General features: G+C 70.9%; 14 protein-coding genes, 1 tRNA gene and 1 riboswitch. Of the genes, 8 read left to right on the forward strand and 7 right to left on the reverse strand.

Going from position 1 to position 16076, the window contains the following annotated elements:
- Positions 1 to 837 precede the first annotated feature (837 nt).
- Positions 838 to 1023: a hypothetical protein gene (locus ACFV6V_RS10635; protein ID WP_385562049.1), complete on the forward strand. Its 186-nt coding sequence runs from the start codon at positions 838 to 840 to the stop codon at positions 1021 to 1023.
- 207 nt (positions 1024 to 1230) lie between these two features.
- On the opposite strand, the gene ACFV6V_RS10640 is transcribed toward ACFV6V_RS10635, so the two are convergent.
- The 3 genes from ACFV6V_RS10640 to ACFV6V_RS10650 form a co-directional block, all read right to left on the reverse strand.
- The gene (locus tag ACFV6V_RS10640; RefSeq protein WP_385562052.1) at positions 1231 to 1701 is read right to left on the reverse strand and encodes a hypothetical protein; all 471 of its coding nucleotides are present in this window, start codon (positions 1699 to 1701) and stop codon (positions 1231 to 1233) included.
- A 417-nt stretch (positions 1702 to 2118) separates the two neighbouring features.
- Positions 2119 to 2355: a DUF2283 domain-containing protein gene (locus tag ACFV6V_RS10645; protein WP_385562054.1), complete on the reverse strand. Its 237-nt coding sequence runs from the start codon at positions 2353 to 2355 to the stop codon at positions 2119 to 2121.
- A gap of 231 nt (positions 2356 to 2586) precedes the next feature.
- Complete coding sequence (locus ACFV6V_RS10650; RefSeq protein ID WP_385562057.1) at positions 2587 to 3180, reverse strand: TetR/AcrR family transcriptional regulator; 594 nt, start codon at positions 3178 to 3180, stop codon at positions 2587 to 2589.
- 65 nt (positions 3181 to 3245) lie between these two features.
- Here ACFV6V_RS10650 and ACFV6V_RS10655 point away from each other — a divergent pair, with 65 nt between their 5' ends.
- The 6 genes from ACFV6V_RS10655 to ACFV6V_RS10680 all read left to right on the forward strand — a co-directional run bounded on the left by ACFV6V_RS10655 (position 3246) and on the right by ACFV6V_RS10680 (position 7956).
- Positions 3246 to 3749 carry an FBP domain-containing protein gene (locus ACFV6V_RS10655; protein ID WP_385562060.1) on the forward strand — a complete coding sequence of 168 codons (504 nt, stop codon included), beginning with the start codon at positions 3246 to 3248 and terminating at the stop codon, positions 3747 to 3749.
- Positions 3750 to 3828: 79 nt separating this feature from the next.
- A complete protein-coding gene (locus ACFV6V_RS10660) occupies positions 3829 to 4029 on the forward strand; it encodes a DUF5988 family protein (protein WP_385562063.1) in 201 nt (66 codons plus the stop codon).
- Between the two features lie 168 nt (positions 4030 to 4197).
- A tRNA-Met gene (locus ACFV6V_RS10665) sits at positions 4198 to 4271 on the forward strand.
- A gap of 153 nt (positions 4272 to 4424) precedes the next feature.
- Complete coding sequence (locus ACFV6V_RS10670; RefSeq protein WP_385562066.1) at positions 4425 to 5174, forward strand: MerR family transcriptional regulator; 750 nt, start codon at positions 4425 to 4427, stop codon at positions 5172 to 5174.
- A 206-nt stretch (positions 5175 to 5380) separates the two neighbouring features.
- Positions 5381 to 6526 carry a PP2C family protein-serine/threonine phosphatase gene (locus ACFV6V_RS10675; protein ID WP_385562069.1) on the forward strand — a complete coding sequence of 382 codons (1146 nt, stop codon included), beginning with the start codon at positions 5381 to 5383 and terminating at the stop codon, positions 6524 to 6526.
- 228 nt (positions 6527 to 6754) lie between these two features.
- A riboswitch (cyclic di-AMP (ydaO/yuaA leader) is annotated at positions 6755 to 6889 on the forward strand.
- Positions 6890 to 6900: 11 nt separating this feature from the next.
- Positions 6901 to 7956 (forward strand): M23 family metallopeptidase, encoded by a 1056-nt coding sequence (locus ACFV6V_RS10680; protein ID WP_385562072.1) that lies wholly within the window; start codon positions 6901 to 6903, stop codon positions 7954 to 7956.
- A gap of 36 nt (positions 7957 to 7992) precedes the next feature.
- On the opposite strand, the gene ACFV6V_RS10685 is transcribed toward ACFV6V_RS10680, so the two are convergent.
- From ACFV6V_RS10685 to ACFV6V_RS10700, 4 genes are all read right to left on the reverse strand, one after another.
- Positions 7993 to 9324: a PrsW family intramembrane metalloprotease gene (locus tag ACFV6V_RS10685; protein ID WP_385562074.1), complete on the reverse strand. Its 1332-nt coding sequence runs from the start codon at positions 9322 to 9324 to the stop codon at positions 7993 to 7995.
- Between the two features lie 158 nt (positions 9325 to 9482).
- A complete protein-coding gene (gene trmB / locus ACFV6V_RS10690; RefSeq protein ID WP_385562077.1) occupies positions 9483 to 10289 on the reverse strand; it encodes a tRNA (guanosine(46)-N7)-methyltransferase TrmB in 807 nt (268 codons plus the stop codon).
- 101 nt (positions 10290 to 10390) lie between these two features.
- Complete coding sequence (lhgO, locus tag ACFV6V_RS10695; protein ID WP_385562079.1) at positions 10391 to 11626, reverse strand: L-2-hydroxyglutarate oxidase; 1236 nt, start codon at positions 11624 to 11626, stop codon at positions 10391 to 10393.
- Positions 11627 to 11726: 100 nt separating this feature from the next.
- Positions 11727 to 13238 (reverse strand): MFS transporter, encoded by a 1512-nt coding sequence (locus tag ACFV6V_RS10700; RefSeq protein WP_385562081.1) that lies wholly within the window; start codon positions 13236 to 13238, stop codon positions 11727 to 11729.
- A gap of 687 nt (positions 13239 to 13925) precedes the next feature.
- On the opposite strand from ACFV6V_RS10700, the gene ACFV6V_RS10705 reads away from it, so the two are divergent.
- Positions 13926 to 16025, forward strand: coding sequence for an asparagine synthase-related protein (locus ACFV6V_RS10705; RefSeq protein WP_385562083.1), 2100 nt, complete (start codon positions 13926 to 13928; stop codon positions 16023 to 16025).
- The last annotated feature ends 51 nt before the right edge of the window (positions 16026 to 16076 follow it).

The raw sequence follows: 16076 nt of genomic DNA on the forward strand, positions 1-16076 counted from the left end.
CCCCACCTACCTGTCCCGACCGGCCGGGTATACGTCCCAGCACACCTTGGTCCGGCTCCCCCCGGTGCGCCGCCCGTGGCTGCGCACGATTCTCGAGAACCTCACGCGGGGCACCTCGGCCAGCCTCTTCTAGCCGTCTGGCAATCGAACAGGCGCCAGACTCCCGTGCCTCCATAAGTGGTCGACATCTGCTGTGCAATCTCGGGCTCTGGCCCACTTCGTGTGGTCGCGTACGCAGCGTGACTGTCGATCTTCTCGTGAAGGTGGCTGAGATAGCCCGAAAAACGCCCGGCCGGTGGGCTGCGTGGCCGACAGCGCTGGCCTGTGAACGAAGTACGGCCGCAGCTCGAAGAGGTGCTGTTCTCCTCACTGGAGAGCGTGTTGGTGGAGTCGGTTGAGGCGACCGACACGGTCATCCGGGTCGAGGCCCTGAGCACTGCCCGGCAGGCGACCTGCCTGGTCTCCGGCACTTCGCCCAGCGCCTTTAACGCGACCTCGACGCCGTCATCGCCAGCCTCACGCTTCCCTGGAACTCCGGAGTCGCGGAAGGCCATGTCAACCGGATCAAGATGCTCAAGTGTCAGATGTTCGGCCGCGCAGGATTTGAACTCCTCCGCAAAATCGAGTCCTGCTGGCGTGACCGAGAGTCACACGACCGCACGAAGTGGGCCAGAGCCCGCAGTCACGCACATAACCACGGACCAGAAGCCGAACCGCGCGTCACGTTACAGCGGGGCAAAGGTTCTCTGATGCGGCACGGCTGGAGGACATCGCTGCGGAGCGCCACCGTCAGATGCCTCAGCGGATCGGACAGGACGCGGAGGCGGTCGCCGAGGTGTGCGCAGTACGCAGGGATGCGCGGGCGCGGGCGAACGCGGCTGCCACCGATCAGAAGGGGGGGCGGACGAGGTGCTGCATCTGGCGCCGGTCGGCTGGTATGCCGACGAGTTCCTGTCCCAGGCGCCGAGGGAGGTCGACATGGACCGTGACGCCATCGCTGCGCGGTTCGCGGCGTTGGGGTAGGAGGTGCCGATGAAGCGGTACCCGGACCGGCTGCGGGTAGAGACACGCGAGGAGTTCGAGGCGCGTCTGAAACGGGAGCCCGCGAAGGCGCGCGAAGGAGCTGCACAGGCGTCCCGTGGCCGCATAATTCCCCCGCAGAAAACACGAGAGCCCCCGTCCTCCTGGTCGCGGAGGCGGGGGCGCTGCGGTGCGCGAGGTCTGGCAGCGTCAGGTCTGGCACTGCGAGGTCGCCGCGCTGGACCAGTTCGACCAGGCGCCCCCCGCCGGCCTCACGTGGACGCGGATCGTGATTTTGACCGGGCCACAGATGCGGGTGGAGGTGGCGATGGCGATCGGGCCGACCGTGGAACGCCGCTGCACGATGGTCCGGCCGCTGCCCATTTTCATCCAGTCGTCGCCGTCCCCCTGCACGTGGAGGTACGCCTCGTACTCGACCCATGAGGCGTGGGAGCGGGAGTTGGTGATGAGGGCGTGGGCGGTGATGTCGCGCCAGAAGATCTTCCCGTCCTTCCAGCGTTCGGCGGAGATACAGCCCCGGGCGCCGATGTTCTGCGTCGAGACCCCGCCGCCGCAGGCGACGGCAGCGGCGTGGGCCTGGGCGGGGAAGACGAGCGCGGCCGCAGCGGCTGCCGCGACGAGGGCTCCCGTACGTTTCATGGTCCGGGCAGTTTTCGTCATGGGGGAACCGTATCCGCTCGTTCAGTCGCCCGCCCCGGTATCCGGCACAGCCACGGTCTGGTCCTGGACGTCTTGGACCACGGTGGCACCGACCAGGCCGAGACCGAGCAGGTCAGCGGCGACGGACACTAACGCGCCGGCCGCGTCTGTGCGCCCCGACAAGGTGGGGCTGGAGCCGGACCGGATCGCCCCCGCGCCGCGAGAGATCGAGCCGGAACCTACGCCGCGTAGGAAACGGCGCTGGTCATTCCTCGGTCGCTGATCCCGATACCCGCGTATTTCTCGCCTGTTCGTGCTGCACACCGGGATCGCCTGGAAACACCTGCCGCAGGAATCGGCTTCGGATCCGACAGCGAGTGACCGCACCACAGGAAGTGGGCCAGAGCCCAATCTCGTGAACAAAGCCAACGGATGGTGTCACGCGCTCGGCGGGTTCGGCTCACGGTCGACCGTCTCGGCAGCGCCCAGCAGATTGGGGTGCAGCCGGCGTCTGGCGCTGAACAGTTCGATGCCCAGCAGCCGTCCGTCCGAGTCGTAGCCGAGTATCGCCGTGTTGTCCTCGGCGGGTACCTGCCGTACGGCCTCTCCCTGGCCGATCTTGTCGACGAGGTAGATGTACGCCATATCCGCCGAGGCGTCGTATTCGACCCGCATCGCCGGCCCTCCCCGTCGTTCGCCGACCTGGCCTACCGACCGCAGGCCGGGGAAACCCCTTCGACCTGTTGCGGAGCGCCTCGATCGGTTTCACCCGGTCGGGGCGCTTCGTCATTCCCGGCGGGACTTCCGCGAACACCGGGCGGTGCGGGGCGGAGTGGTGCGGCACAGCGCTCGGTGGTTCACCTTGCCGCACGCGCGAGACCGCGGAGGCGGCGTGAACGGCGGCGGTCAGCCTCGGCCGGCCTCGTGCGCGGCCGACGGCGGCCAGTGCTCCAGCAGGAAGTGCAGCGCGTCGATGTTCCGGTCCCAGGACGCCCGGACGTCGCGGGCGGCCTGGAAGCCGCCGCTTGCCTCGATGCTGCTGTAGCCGTGGAAGGTGCTGCGCAACAGCCGTACGGCGTCGGTGAGATCGGGCTCCGGGAGGCGGTACGCGCGCAACATGGCGTAGGTGGCCTCGCTCATCCGCAGATGCCCGGGGGACACGGCGACGACTTCCGGGGAGAGGGGCATCTGGGTGGCCGCGTACCGGCCCGGGTGCTTCAGGGCGAAGGAGCGGTACGCGGCGGCGAACGCGGTCAGGGCGTCCTTGCCCGCCCGCCCCGCGACCGCCGTCGTGACGTGGTCGCCGAAGTCGCGGGCGGCGATGAGGGCCACCCGGATGCGCAGGTCTGCCGCGTTCCTGAGGTGGGAGTAGAGGCTGGCGTCCTTCACCCCGAGGCGGCGCGCCAGCGCGGACATCGTGACGTGGTCGAATCCGGCCTCGTCCGCGAGGTCGGCGGCGGCCGCCACGACGCGTTCGGTGTTGAGCCCGGCACGGGCCATACGCGATCTCCCTAGGGCATTTAACTATTTGCCTAATCTCTCTAGGCAAGCCTAGCGTCACAGACATGAAGGCACTCACTGAGCAGGACATCCGAGCGTCATTCGTCAATTGCTCGAAGGGTGAGGCCAAGCGCCTGGCCGTGCCCCGTGATCTCGACGTGCGCCCCTGGGGCGACCTGGACTTCCTCGGCTGGCGGGATCCCGCGGCGCCTGATCGCAGCTATCTCGTCGCCGAGCGGGACGACCGGATCATCGGGGTGTCCCTGCGCTTTCCGTCGCGGCAGCGCGGCTATCTGCACCGCAGCATGTGCTCCCTCTGCCTGACCACCCACCCGGGAGACGGCGTCTCCCTGATGACCGCCCGCAAGGCGGGGCCCGCAGGCCGGGAGGGCAACTCGGCCGGTGTGTACATGTGCACCGACCTGGCCTGCTCCCTCTATGTACGCGGGATCAAGGTCCCGGCCCCCGGTGGTCGTCTGAAGGAGTCCCTCACGGTGGAACAGCAGATCGAGCGCACCCGGGGCAACCTCTTCGGCTTCCTGGACGCGCTCGGGGCCGTCAGCGGCTGAGCCGCGCCCGGGCCCGCGCCAGAGCCCGGCGGTCGAGTCCGGACGTGCGTGTCGTCCCCGCGGTGGCAAGACTGGAGATATGGCTACCAAGGCACGCCTGGAAGGCGGACCGGACGATCTGCAGGGGAAGATCGTCCCGATCACGCCGCCAGGACAGGAACTGAAGATTCCGCACCACGGCGGCTACGAGCACTTCAAGGCCACCACGCGCCACGAGGACAGCTCGGAAGGGCGGCTGACCGTGTACAAGTGGTGGGAGCGGACAGAGGTCGCCGAATAGGCGTCCGTTCAGCCGTCCAGCCGCTGGTCAGCGGAAAACCCGGGGTGGTGGGACGGCTGCCGCCCGGGTGCGGGGGGTCGTCTGCCGTACGGATTCCGGCCCGCCCCCGGGTCGGACGGGAAACTGGTGTGGATCTTGCTCCGCGTAGCGTAGAGTGGTGTTCACCGACGCGGGGTGGAGCAGCTCGGTAGCTCGCTGGGCTCATAACCCAGAGGTCGCAGGTTCAAATCCTGTCCCCGCTACTCAAACTGAGGGCCCGGATCCAGCATCAGCTGGATCCGGGCCCTCAGTACATGCGGTTGACGGGATGCCCCCGCACATGCGCCGCGGTTCACGCTCGGCCTTCGCGAGACGCGCTTGACCTTTACGTAGCGTCAACTTCTACCGTGAAGGTCATGGAGTGGTCGATCCAGGACATCGCGAAGAAGGCGGGCACCACGAGCCGCACCCTCCGGCACTACGGAGAGCTGGGCCTGCTGGTGCCGAGCCGTATCGGTGGCAACGGCTACCGCTATTACGACCAGGACGCCTTGGTCGTACTCCAGCGGATCCTGCTGCTGCGCGAGCTCGGCCTCGGGCTGCCTGCGATCGCGGACGTCCTGGCGGGGCAGCGGGACACGGCTGCCGCACTGCGTACGCATCTGCGACTGCTGGAGCAGGAGCAGGAGCGTATCGCTCGGCAGATTTCCTCGGTGCGGACCACTCTCGACCGCACGGAGAAGGGAGAAGCACTCATGGCCGAAGAAGTCTTCGACGGCTTCGATCACACCCAGTACGAGCAGGAGGTGACCGAGCGCTGGGGCCGGGACGCCTATGAGAAGGGGGACGGTTGGTGGCGCTCACTGAGCGACCAGGAGAAGAAGGACTTCCAGGGCCGTCAGGTCGCGATCGCCCGTGACTTCGCGCGGGCCCGCGAGCGTGGGCTCGCCGTGGACGGCGAGGAGGCGCAGGCGATCGCGAGGCGCCACGTCGAGTGGCTGTCGGTGACGGTCACCCCGACGAAGTCGTACGTCATCGGGCTCGGCGAGATGTACGTCGCCGATCCGCGCTTCGCGAAGAACTACGACCGCCACGCGGAGGGCACGGCGGAGTTCGTGCGTGACGCGATGAAGGTGTACGCGGAGCGCCATCTCAGCGACGACTGAGACCGCTCAGCCGACCCGCGTAGGTACCGCCCCTGCGGTACGGTCACCAGGAGGGCCCCCTGGTGACCATCACCCGGTGACCACGCCCTTCCCCCGCGCCGTAGTCCGGTTGGCCGACGGCGACTCGCCTCCGGGCGCGCCTGCGGCCAGCCTGGTGGGACGCGGCTCCGTCCGCGGCCGTGGGCGGAGCGGGCAGGAGAGCAGTCTTGGCACAGTACGGCGACGACGAAGGCTTCCGGCGCAACACCGGCGGCCGTGTTCTCGTGCTGCTGCTGCCCTGGCTGATGATCATGGCCGGTGTGGTCTTCGACCTGTTCACCCCGGAGACCTACCGCGCCTCGCCGCTCTTCGCCGCCGCTCCGCTGCTCGCCGCCCCCTTCTACACCTGGCGCGGCACCGTGATCGCCATGGTCGCCAGTGTGCTGACCGTGCTCGGGCTGAACATCTACAACGGCACGGTGGGCCAGGTGCCGCCGGCCACCGAGGTCCTGACCGTGCTCACGGTGTCGATCGTCGCCCTCTACATCAACCGGGTACTCCGCCGCAGCGGTGAGCGGCTCGCCTCCGCCCGAGTCATCGCCGAGGCGGCCCAGCTCGCTGTGCTGCCCGAGCCCGCCGAACGGATCGGGGGGCTGCAAGTGGCCGCGCGGTACGAGGCGGCGCAGGCGGACGCGTTCATCGGCGGGGATCTGTACGCAGTCCAGGACACCGCGTTCGGTGTCCGTCTGGTGGTCGGGGACGTCCGGGGCAAGGGTCTGGACGCGGTCGCGACGGTGGCGGTGCTGCTCGGGGCGTTCCGTGAGGTGGCGGATGAGGAGTCCTCGCTGGAGAGGATCGCGCAGCGTCTGGAACGGGCGCTGGCCCGGGAGCACTCGCGGGCGCACGGACTCGACGAGGTCGAGGGCTTCACCACGGCGGTCCTGGCGGAGATCCCGCACGACGGTAGTTGCGTCCGGATCGTCAACCGGGGCCATCCGCCGCCCATCGTGCTGTACGCGGACGGCGTGCTCGACATGCTGGAGCCGAGTCAGGACGCGCTGCCGCTGGGTATGGGGGATCTTGCCCACTGGCCCGACCGTGCGGACGAGGCCCCGTTTCCGCCTGGGGCGACGCTGCTCCTCTATACGGACGGACTGTCCGAGGCCCGCGATCACCACGGGACCTTCTACGATCCGCGGGCGCGGCTCGGGGGCCGTCTCTTTCCCGGGCCCGAGGACCTGCTGGACGCGGTCGTCGCCGATGTACGTCGACACACGGGTGGCGGGCTCACGGACGACATGGCACTGCTGGCGGTCGGCAGGCCGGGTGTGCGGCAGCCGGTGCGGCGCAGGACGATGCCGGTGGTGTCCTGAGGCCCTGAGGCTTCCTCGGCCTGCACCGCATGATGAGTCGTCAGATATTCAACGGTGAACAATGTGGCGTGAGAGGCGGTCAACTCGCCCGATTCACCCAGCTAATGGGCGGTTGGTCCAGGCCGAAAATCGTTAATGATCAAGTGGAACGGCTTGGAATAGAGCCTCGGCGTCTATTAACGTTCGATAACGCAGCGCGGTTGTCCCAGTCGTCGCAAGAGACGGCACCGTGCGCACGCGCCGAATCCCGCAAGGGAACCGGGGAACCACCACTTGGGGTGAATCGGACACTTCGTGTGCCCGTAGGAGACCTTCCTGCTCCGAACCCGTCAGCTAACCCGGTAGGCGAGAAGGAAGGAAAGGAGCACGCCTCCGTGGCGTCCAACGAGCCTGCCCTCCAGGGGATTCCCACCACCGAGTGGGCCCCGTCCGCCGAATGGATCGCTTCCGACGGGGCGGAGGAGTGGAACCCGACGGAGGAGTCCGTCCGTCCGGTTCGCGGCAGGCACCGTGTCGTCAAGCAGCGGGGCGGCCTCGCCCGGAGCTCCACCGTTCTCGGTGTCGGCGTGATCGCAGCCGTCGGCGCGGGCGGCATCGCCACCGCGCAGGACAAGCCGGCCGTCTCCATCTCGCTGCCCGACACCATCACGGACAACCTCCCGGATGCCGAGTCCCTGCCCGGCGTGGGCTCCCTGATTTCGGACGACGGCTCCGACGAACAGGGCACGGACAGCGCGGCAGGCGCACCGCTCACCGCCATGTCCCTCGCCACCACCACCGACACCGCAGAGCCGGTCGGCACCCAGCAGGGCACCGCGGGCGAGGCGCTGCGCGCCCGGATCCTCCAGCAGGCCGAGCAGCAGCAGGCCAAGGTCGAGGCGGAGACGCGAGCGGCTGCCGAGAAGACCGCCGCGGAGAACGCCGCGGCCGAGGCGAAGAAGCAGCAGTCGGAGGCGGAGGCCAAGGCCGCCGAGGTCCAGCGCGAGGCGGAGGAGGCCGCTGAGGCCGCCCGGCTCGCCAAGCTCGCCGCGAGCTACTCGCTGCCCACGTCCTCGTACACCCTCACCTCCACCTTCGGCGAGGCCGGCTCCATGTGGTCGTCCGGCCACCACACCGGTCTCGACTTCGCGGCCCCCACCGGCACCCCGGCCAAGGCCGTGCACGGAGGGACCGTCAAGTCCGCGGGCTGGTCGGGCGCGTACGGCTACCGCGTGGTGCTGGAGCTCGAGGACGGCTCCGAGGTCTGGTACTGCCATCTGTCGTCGATGACCGTCGGCGCGGGCCAGGAGGTCGGCACCGGCGACACCATCGGACGCGTCGGTGCGACCGGCAATGTCACCGGGCCGCATCTGCACCTGGAGGTGCACACCCCGTCCGGCGAAGGTGTGGATCCGGCCGCCTGGCTGCGGGACAAGGGCCTGACCGTCTGACCCCGAGTCGCCAAGGGCTGTCCGCCCGGACACGGCCTAGTGCCGGTAGGGGTTGTAGTCCTCGTAGTCCCGGTGCGGCGGAGGTATCCGGGCGCGCCCCGTCGCCCTCGCCGCATAGGTCAGGGCCGGTGTCGCGACATGCTTGCGCTGCCAGAGGTGATGCAGCAGCTCCTGCTCGCGCGCGATGAAGTCCGGCCCTGCCGTGCCCCGGTGCGCCTGGTACCGCAGAAAGGCCAGCGAGGTCGCGAACGTCTCGTACTCGGAAACGGCACGGGCCGCAGCGCTCCCGTGGATGCGCGCCGCCGTGTCGCGGGCCAGCGTGCGCGCCCGCATCGAGGACAGGGCGAGCGGCTCGACGGGGGAGAGCCAGCCCGCCGCCGCGTACGCGGGGAGCTGGGACGCGATCGTGCGCAGCTCGCGCTGCCTGCTCCAGACCGCGAGCCAGGTGAGCAGTGCGAAGGCCGGCACCATGACGGCTCCGTACACGAGGTAGAAGCCCCAGGGGCCGAACACCGCCGAGCCGTTCCACAGCGCGTGCATGCCGATCGCCAGGGTCAGGCCCAGCAGCGGTAGCCCGGCCCTGTGCAGCTTCCGGCGCCGGGCCGTGAGCGCGGCCGCACCGAAGCCGATACCGGTCAGCACGGTGAAGAGCGGATGGGCGAACGGCGACATCACGATCCGTACGACGAACGTCGCCGCTGTGCCGGACGAGAAGCCCGAGCGGCCGAATTCCTGGTCCTCCAGGAAGGCGTTGCCGAGATAGAGGACGTTCTCGGTGAAGGCGAAGCCGGTCGCGGTGAACCCGGCCACGACGACCCCGTCGACGACTCCCGTGAAGTCCTTTCTGCGGAACAGGAAGATGAGCAGCACGGATGCTGCCTTGGCGGTTTCCTCCACGACGGGCGCGATGATCGTGGCGCCGATCGTGTCCGCCGATGTCGGATCGGCCGTGGCGGTCGCTATCCACTGGGTCGCGAAGGAATTGGCGATGATCGCGATGAGCGCGGCGGCGCAGGCTCCCCAGGCGAAGGCGAAGAGGAGATTCCGCCACGGTCCCGGCTCGACACGGTCCAGCCAGCGGAAGGCCGCCATCAGCAGCGGCACCGGCAGCAGGGCAAGGGCGAGGCCCACCAGGAAGCCTTCGGTGCCGGTCTGCTCGCGCACCAGTGCCAGGATGACCAGCCCGCACAGCGCGAGCAGGGTGATCACGGTCCAGGCGCGCACCGCCGCGCTGCGCCAGAAGGCCCGGCGCGGTTTGTAGCGCCAGCGCGCAGGCTCCGGCACGGCGTCGAAGAGCAGCTGCTCGTCGCACGCCGGGATGGCGGGGTGGGGCGCCGTGGGGTACGGCTGCCTGCTCCGGTCGGACACCAGACGACCCTAACGACCACCACTGACAGCCGCGATGCGTTATCCGGCAATCCGGACGTGTTACCGCGCACGTTGGCGCGGGGACGTTCCACCGGTTTGCGGGCGCATGCCACCGGCCTTGGCGGGCTCGTGCGGGCCGGTAGGTACGTGACCCCGAACTACCCGGCCTTGCGGCGGAACAGCAGGTCGTGGACCACATGCCCCTTCTCGAGGCCCTGGCCTTCGAACCGGGTCAGCGGCCGGAAGGCGGGCCGGGGAGCATAGCCGCCGTCGTCCTCGGTGTTCTCGAAGCCGGGGTGGGCCGAGAGGACCTCGAGCATCTGCTCGGCGTACGGCTCCCAGTCCGTGGCGCAGTGCAGCACCGCGCCGGGCTTCAGCCGGGTGGCGGCGAGCGTCAGGAAGTCCGGCTGGATCAGCCGTCGCTTGTGGTGGCGCTTCTTGGGCCAGGGGTCGGGGAAGTAGACCCGCAGCCCGTCGAGAGCGTCGGGGGCGAGCATCTCGCGCAGCAGGATGATCGCATCGCCATTGGCCACACGGACATTGGTCAGGCCCGCGCGCTCGGCGAGACCGAGCAGATTCCCCTGCCCCGGGGTGTGCACATCGACGGCGAGGATGCCGGTGCCGGGGTCGGCAGCCGCCATCTGCGCGGTCGCCTCGCCCATCCCGAATCCGATCTCCAGGACGACCGGCAGGCCGTCGAACATCTCTCCGAGGTCGAGGCTCCGCAGCCCGTCGATGTCCAGTCCCCAGGAGGGCCACAGCCTCCGCAGCGCGTCGCCCTGGCCCGTGGTCACCCGGCTGCGGCGCGGCTGGAAGCTGCGGATCCGCCGCTCGTGGTGCGAACCGGCCGGATCCGCGGCCGGGCCGCCCGGAAACCGCGGTTCGCCCTTGGGGCGGGGCGCGACGATACGTGCCCCGGCCGGCGCGGGGGCACTCTGCGTGGTGACGTTCTCGAGCTCAGACACAATGCCCCGATTGTACGGCTGTCCGGTATACGGCCGTCTGAGGTGTACGTGACTCTGCGGGGCGGGCACCGCGCGGGTGGCCGTCGTGGAGACCCGGAGTCTCAGGGCAGCAGCGCCAGCGCCCGGCGCGCCACCTCGCGGCCGATCGGCAGCGACGCCGTCGCCGCCGGGGACGGGGCGTTCAGGATGTGCACCGTGCGCGGGCCCTGCCGGATGAGGAAGTCGTCCACCAGGGTGCCGTCCCGCAGCACCGCCTGAGCTCGCACGCCCGCGGCGACGGGCCGCAGATCATCCTGGGTCACCGCGGGAAGCAGTCGCCCGACGGCCTCCGCGAAGGCGCGCTTCGACAGCGAGCGGTGCAGCTCGCCCGCGCCATAGCGCCAGTGGCGGCGGGCTATCCGCCAGGAGCCGGGCCAGCCGATCGTGGCGGCGAGCTCACGCGGACGGACCGTGCCCCAGTCGTATCCCTCGCGAGCCAGCGCCGGCACCGCGTTCGGCCCGACGTGCACGCCGCCGTCGATGCCCCGGGTGAGATGGACCCCGAGGAAGGGGAAGGCCGGGTCCGGCACCGGATACACCAGCCCGCGCACCAGTTCGGGTCGGGTCAGCTCGTAGTACTCACCGCGGAAGGGCACGATCCGCATCCCCGGGTCGTCGCCGGCCAGCCGGGCTACCTCGTCGCAGTGCAGCCCCGCCGTGTTCACCAGCACCTTCGACCGGACGATCCGCCCGGTCGAGGTGCGCACGGCCACGCCCCACGGCCGCCGGTCGACGGCCTGGACCTCCTCGCCGTAGTGGATCCGCGTGCCTGACGCGCCCGCCACCTCGGCGAGCTGCGCGGCGACCGCGCCGAAGTCGCACACGCCCGTCGTGCCGACATGGATCGCCGCGACCCCGCGCACCTCGGGCTCGTACTCCGCCATCTGCGCGGGGCCGAGCTCGTGCACCGGGATCCCGTTCTCCCTGCCGCGCTGGACCAGGGCGTGCAGCCGGGGCAGCTCGTCGCGGTCCGTGGCGACGATCAGCTTGCCGGTGACCTCGTGCGGGATCCCGTACTCCGCGCAGAACTTCACCATCTCCGCCGCCCCCCGGACGGCGAAGCGGGCCTTGAGTGATCCGGGCCGGTAGTAGATACCGCTGTGGATCACCCCGCTGTTGCGCCCTGTCTGGTGCCGGGCGGGGCCGGACTCCTTCTCCAGCACGGTCACCGAGGTGCCGGGCGCCGAGCGCGCCAGGGCGTACGCCGTCGAGAGACCGACGATCCCGCCACCGACCACCAGAACGTCACAGTCGTAGTCGGAGTCATAGCCGTAGTCGTGTTCGTACGCCGCAGTCATCCCACACCTCCACCCAGATGATGCCTTGGCCCACTGACATCGGCGTCAAACCGGGTCGGAGGTCCGGGCGGGGTGCTGTTGATCACGTGGGGGCGGGCGCTTACGCCGGTGCCATCAACAGCGGCCGTGCCCGTTCCCTCAGCTCCGCGACGCGCGGCTCGTCGCCGTACGGCTCCAGCCGGTGCAGCAGATCCCTCACGTACTCGGTCGTCCGCGCCGAGGAGATACGCCCCGCGACCTCCACGGCCCGGGTCCCCGCCGCGCACGCCGCGTCCAGATTGCCCGACTCCAGCTCGGCGACGGCGCTCACCACCAGCCGCAGTCCGTGCGACCGTACGAACTCGTCCGTGGGCCGGGACAGCGCCTGCTCGGTGAAACGGCGTACCTGGCGGGGCGCCTTCAGATCGCGGTAGCACTCGGCGGCGTCGGCGGCGAAGCGGTCGTAGGAATAGAAGCCGAGCCATGACGGGTCCGCGTCACCCGGGCGGGCGCGCTCCAGCCAGCTCTCCGCCGCCTTCAGGGCGGCACCGGCTGCCGTCGCGTCACTCGCCTTGGCGTGCGCCCGGGCCTCCACCAGCCGGAAGAAGCTCATCGTCCGCGCGGTGGCAAGGCCGCGGTTGCGCTCCACCGCCGCCTGCGCCAGGTCGACGCCTTCGTCGGCGAAGCCCCGGTAGGTCGCCTGGAGGGACATCGACGCCAGCACATACCCGCCGAGCGGCACGTCCGCGGCGGCTCTGGCCAGACGCAGTGCCTGGATGTAGTAGCGCTGCGCCGCTTCCTGCTGCCCCGTGTCGAAGGCCATCCAGCCGGCCAGCCGGGTCAGCTCGGCGGTCGCCCCGAAAAGGGCCCGGCCGACCTCGTCCGAGTACGAGCCCAGCAGCAGCGGTGCGGCGTCGACCCGCAGGCATTCGGGGACCATCGACGAACGCCAGTCCCCGCCGCCGTACTTGGAGTCCCAGCGGCGTGCGTCCTCCGCGGCTTCGCGAAGCTTGGCGACATCGGCGTGGCCGACCCGTACATGGCCCTCACTTCCGTCGCTGCCGTCGAGGCCGTCTTCGGCCGGGCCCGTGCCCTCCGGCAGCCCGGCCTGCGGGCCACCGCCGGCGGCGCGCTCCCCGTCCCGTGTGCGTCCCACATCCCGCTCGACCGAGGGATCGGCGGGGGTGATCAGCCAGCGGGAGGCGGGGGTGGCGTACGCGCTCACCGCGAACGATCCGGCCAGCGACTGCCAGATCCCGCCACCGCCCGCCCGCCGTCCGGCCAGGTCGAGCCGGTACAGCTCGGTGGCCGTCTTCACCGCCTCGCCGACGTCACGTGGGAAGGCGAGTCCGACCTCGGGGGCCGGGTCGGCGTCGGCGAGGCCGATCTCGTGCAGCGGAACCGGGCGGCCCAGCTTCTGTCCGATGGCGGCGGCGATGAGATGGGGCGCGGCGCCCTGGGGCACCATGCCCTTCGACACCCACCTGGCCACCGACGTCTTGTCGTATCGCAGCGTCAGTCCGCGCTGCGCACCGAGGTCGTTGACGCGCCGGGCGAGGCCCGCGTTGCTGATTCCCGCGAGGGCGAGAACGGTGCCGAGCTTGTCATTCGGCCCGCGTTGCTCCCTGGACATGCGCCACCCCTCGACACACAGACGGCCGCCGGTGGCACCCGGCCGGGCGCGCACGGCATGCGTACCGCGCTCTCCCCCAGAGGTACGGCATCCACCGGTGGAATATGCACCCCTGCGGAGAACAGCAGTGCCACACAGCGTAGTTCGCCGGATCCCGACCGTTAAGAGGTGGTGTCCCGTATGGCGAGATTATTGTGGGTTCGGGTTCAGCTTCGGTTCAGGTCCGCGGCCGGGCGTGGGCATACGAGTCCGCCGCACCGTGCTCCCGCCGTGTGGCCGTGCGCCCGTCCGTGCGCTCTCGTCCGGGCGTGGCCCTGGCGCTTCGATGAGTCCTGCGTGGGTCGGCCCACTGGCACAGGGATCCAGTGGGCTGGGGGACACCGCCGCTTCAATTCCCCGCGGGCGGCGGACCGGTCCGGGAGGCGGAGGACGTCTCCCGGACCGTGCGTACCAACCCCATACCCCCGGACTGGCGTTCGGTTTCCGCGTGTTCGGAGATTGGCCGAATGCCGCCCCTCCGGCTCGCCGTCCACGATGCCTATGCCGGGGGCGCGTTCACTTTTTGCGTACGCGACCCGGAGCCCCTCCTGTGCGCCGTTCGTCGTGGCAGCATGTCCTCATCGATGTGTGTCCGCGTGTATCGGCGTTTGCCGAGCGTGACGGTGGTCCACAGGCTGTGGAGGCGCGATGCGGTGGCTGGTCGGCTGGAGCAGTATCGCCGCGAGATTCGGTGCGCTCGGTACGGCAGACCCCGGTGGACACCATGGTGACGGGCACCGCACCGTCCACCCCGTAGGCGCACAGCTGCTGTGGGGTGACCCCGATCCCCTCTGGGCCGTCGGCGACTGGCGGCCCGACGAGGTGCGCGTGGTCACCGCGGACGGCAACCGCCTCGCCGTGTTCGGCTGCTGCGGCGCCAGCGACGAAGAGCTCCGGGTGGGGCTCCTCGCGGCCCGGGGCGGGGCGCTGCGGCACCTCACCTCATGGCCCGGCAGCTACACCGCGGTGGTGCAGGTCGGCCGGCGTATCACCCTTGCGAGTGATCTGGCCGGCGCACGGCCCGTGTTCTACACACCCTGGGCAAGCGGTACCGCCTACGCCACCGCGGGACTGCCCCTCGCGGATCTGATCGAGGCCCAGCTCGACATCGGCTATCTCGCCGCACTGCTCGCCTGCCCCGAGACCCCCGAGGCGCTGCGCGACTCCACCCCCTACGCGGGGGTGAAGCGCGTCCCGCCCGGCCACGCGCTGATCCTCAGGGAGGGCTCCCGCGAGATCACCGGTTACGAACCGGTCGCCTCGCTCGCCATCGCCGCGCCCCAACTCGAGGCCGGCCGTGCCATGGACGGAATGCGGGACGCCCTCGTGGACGCCGTACGGGCCAGGCTCACCGCCCCCCGGCACGCCCCGATGACCCTGCCGCCCGACCCCGGCCCCGTTCCCGGCATGGGCCCGGCCGAACGGCGCGCGGCCCGCGGTGCACCCGTACCCGGGATAGGAGCGGACCTGTCGGGCGGCAGCGCTTCGGCGACCCTGGCCCTGCTCGCGGCAGGGCTGCCCGGAGTGCCCGGCACGGTACTGGGTCACGGCACCGGATCGGGCGAGCGGCTGCTCGCCGTCACCTTCAACGACCTGGCCGCCGGGGACGGTCAGGAGGCCGAGCTGGAACGGGCCAGGCTGCTCGCGGAGAACCCCCGGCTGCACCATGTCGTCGTCGCCGCGGGAGTGGAAGCGCTGCCCTACGCCGACCTGGAGTCCGGGCCGCTCACCGACGAGCCGGGACCGTCCCTGGTACTGGCGGAACGGCACCGCCGACGGCTCGGAGCGGGCAGCGCCGACCAGTTCACGGGCTTCGGAGCGCGTCAGGTCCTGGACGCCCACCCGGCACGGCTCGCCGACCTCCTGATGGACCGCCGGCGCAGACCGCTCCTCAAGCCCGTCTCGGCACTGGCCCGGGCCCAGGGGACGCCAGGCGGGGCGCTGCTGGTGCCGCTCACCGTCTACCGCGCGGCCAGGCGGCTGGCCCGTACGCCCTACAGGGCCGGGCTTGAGTCCGCCGCGGCGCACCTGCCCACGGCGAACCGGGCCGCGACACCCCTGGTGAACGGACCGCTGGGCGCGTCGCTGGCCGCGCTCGCCTGGTCACGGCCCGGGCCTGCGGCTCGCTGGCTCACCGGGGAGGCGCTCGCCGAAGTATCGGTTCGCCTCCAGGCGGCGGCGACCCGCGCGACCCTGGTGCAGCGGCCGGGCGAGGCGCGGGCCCGGGCGGCCCTGGCCCGCCACGCGATGGACCACCGGGTGCTGGAACAGGCAGCGGAGGTACGAAGCCAGCGGCTGCACGCGCCCTTTCTGGACAATCAGGTGGTCCGGGCGGCCCGCGATCTGCCCGAGGCACTGCGGGTCCAGCCCGGCGCCCGGGCGGCGGTGCTGCGGTCCGTCCTCGCGGGTGCGGGCATCCACGACCTGCCTCCCGGCTGGGGCGCTCCGTCCCAGGCGGCGGCGACCGCCGCCACGCGTACCGGCCTGCGGCTCGCCCTGCCCGAACTGCTCGCGCTCTTCGACACCCCGCTCCTCGCCGACGCGGGCCTGGTCGAGGCACGCGTGGTCCGCAAAGCGCTGCGCGCGGCATCCGAGGGTGAGCCGGTCCCCCTGGACGGCCTCGCCGACCTGGTCTCCACCGAGCTGTGGCTGCGCCGTCTGCTGGCCCGCCGCGGCACCTGCTGGACGGACACGGAGGGGCCCCGGAGGAGGGCGGTCGGAGCGGTGGTGCGAAGCCTCCGGGCGTAGGGCGGGGCGCGTCGGAGCGCCCGCACCGCGGGGACCGGATCTTCGACGTCC

The sequence above is a fragment of the Streptomyces sp. NPDC059828 genome (genome assembly GCF_042731955.1).
Classification (GTDB): Bacteria; Actinomycetota; Actinomycetes; order Streptomycetales; family Streptomycetaceae; genus Streptomyces.

What these genes read in the sequence shown, in the direction of transcription:
- lhgO (WP_385562079.1), bottom strand. Translation starts at nt 11,626, where the DNA reads ATGACTGCGGCGTACGAACACGACTACGGCTATGACTCCGACTACGAC.
- ACFV6V_RS10655 (WP_385562060.1), top strand. Translation starts at nt 3,246, where the DNA reads ATGAAGGCACTCACTGAGCAGGACATCCGAGCGTCATTCGTCAATTGC.
- ACFV6V_RS10645 (WP_385562054.1), bottom strand. Translation starts at nt 2,355, where the DNA reads ATGCGGGTCGAATACGACGCCTCGGCGGATATGGCGTACATCTACCTC.
- ACFV6V_RS10670 (WP_385562066.1), top strand. Translation starts at nt 4,425, where the DNA reads ATGGAGTGGTCGATCCAGGACATCGCGAAGAAGGCGGGCACCACGAGC.
- ACFV6V_RS10650 (WP_385562057.1), bottom strand. Translation starts at nt 3,180, where the DNA reads ATGGCCCGTGCCGGGCTCAACACCGAACGCGTCGTGGCGGCCGCCGCC.
- ACFV6V_RS10700 (WP_385562081.1), bottom strand. Translation starts at nt 13,238, where the DNA reads ATGTCCAGGGAGCAACGCGGGCCGAATGACAAGCTCGGCACCGTTCTC.
- ACFV6V_RS10705 (WP_385562083.1), top strand. Translation starts at nt 13,926, where the DNA reads ATGCGGTGGCTGGTCGGCTGGAGCAGTATCGCCGCGAGATTCGGTGCG.
- ACFV6V_RS10660 (WP_385562063.1), top strand. Translation starts at nt 3,829, where the DNA reads ATGGCTACCAAGGCACGCCTGGAAGGCGGACCGGACGATCTGCAGGGG.
- ACFV6V_RS10640 (WP_385562052.1), bottom strand. Translation starts at nt 1,701, where the DNA reads ATGACGAAAACTGCCCGGACCATGAAACGTACGGGAGCCCTCGTCGCG.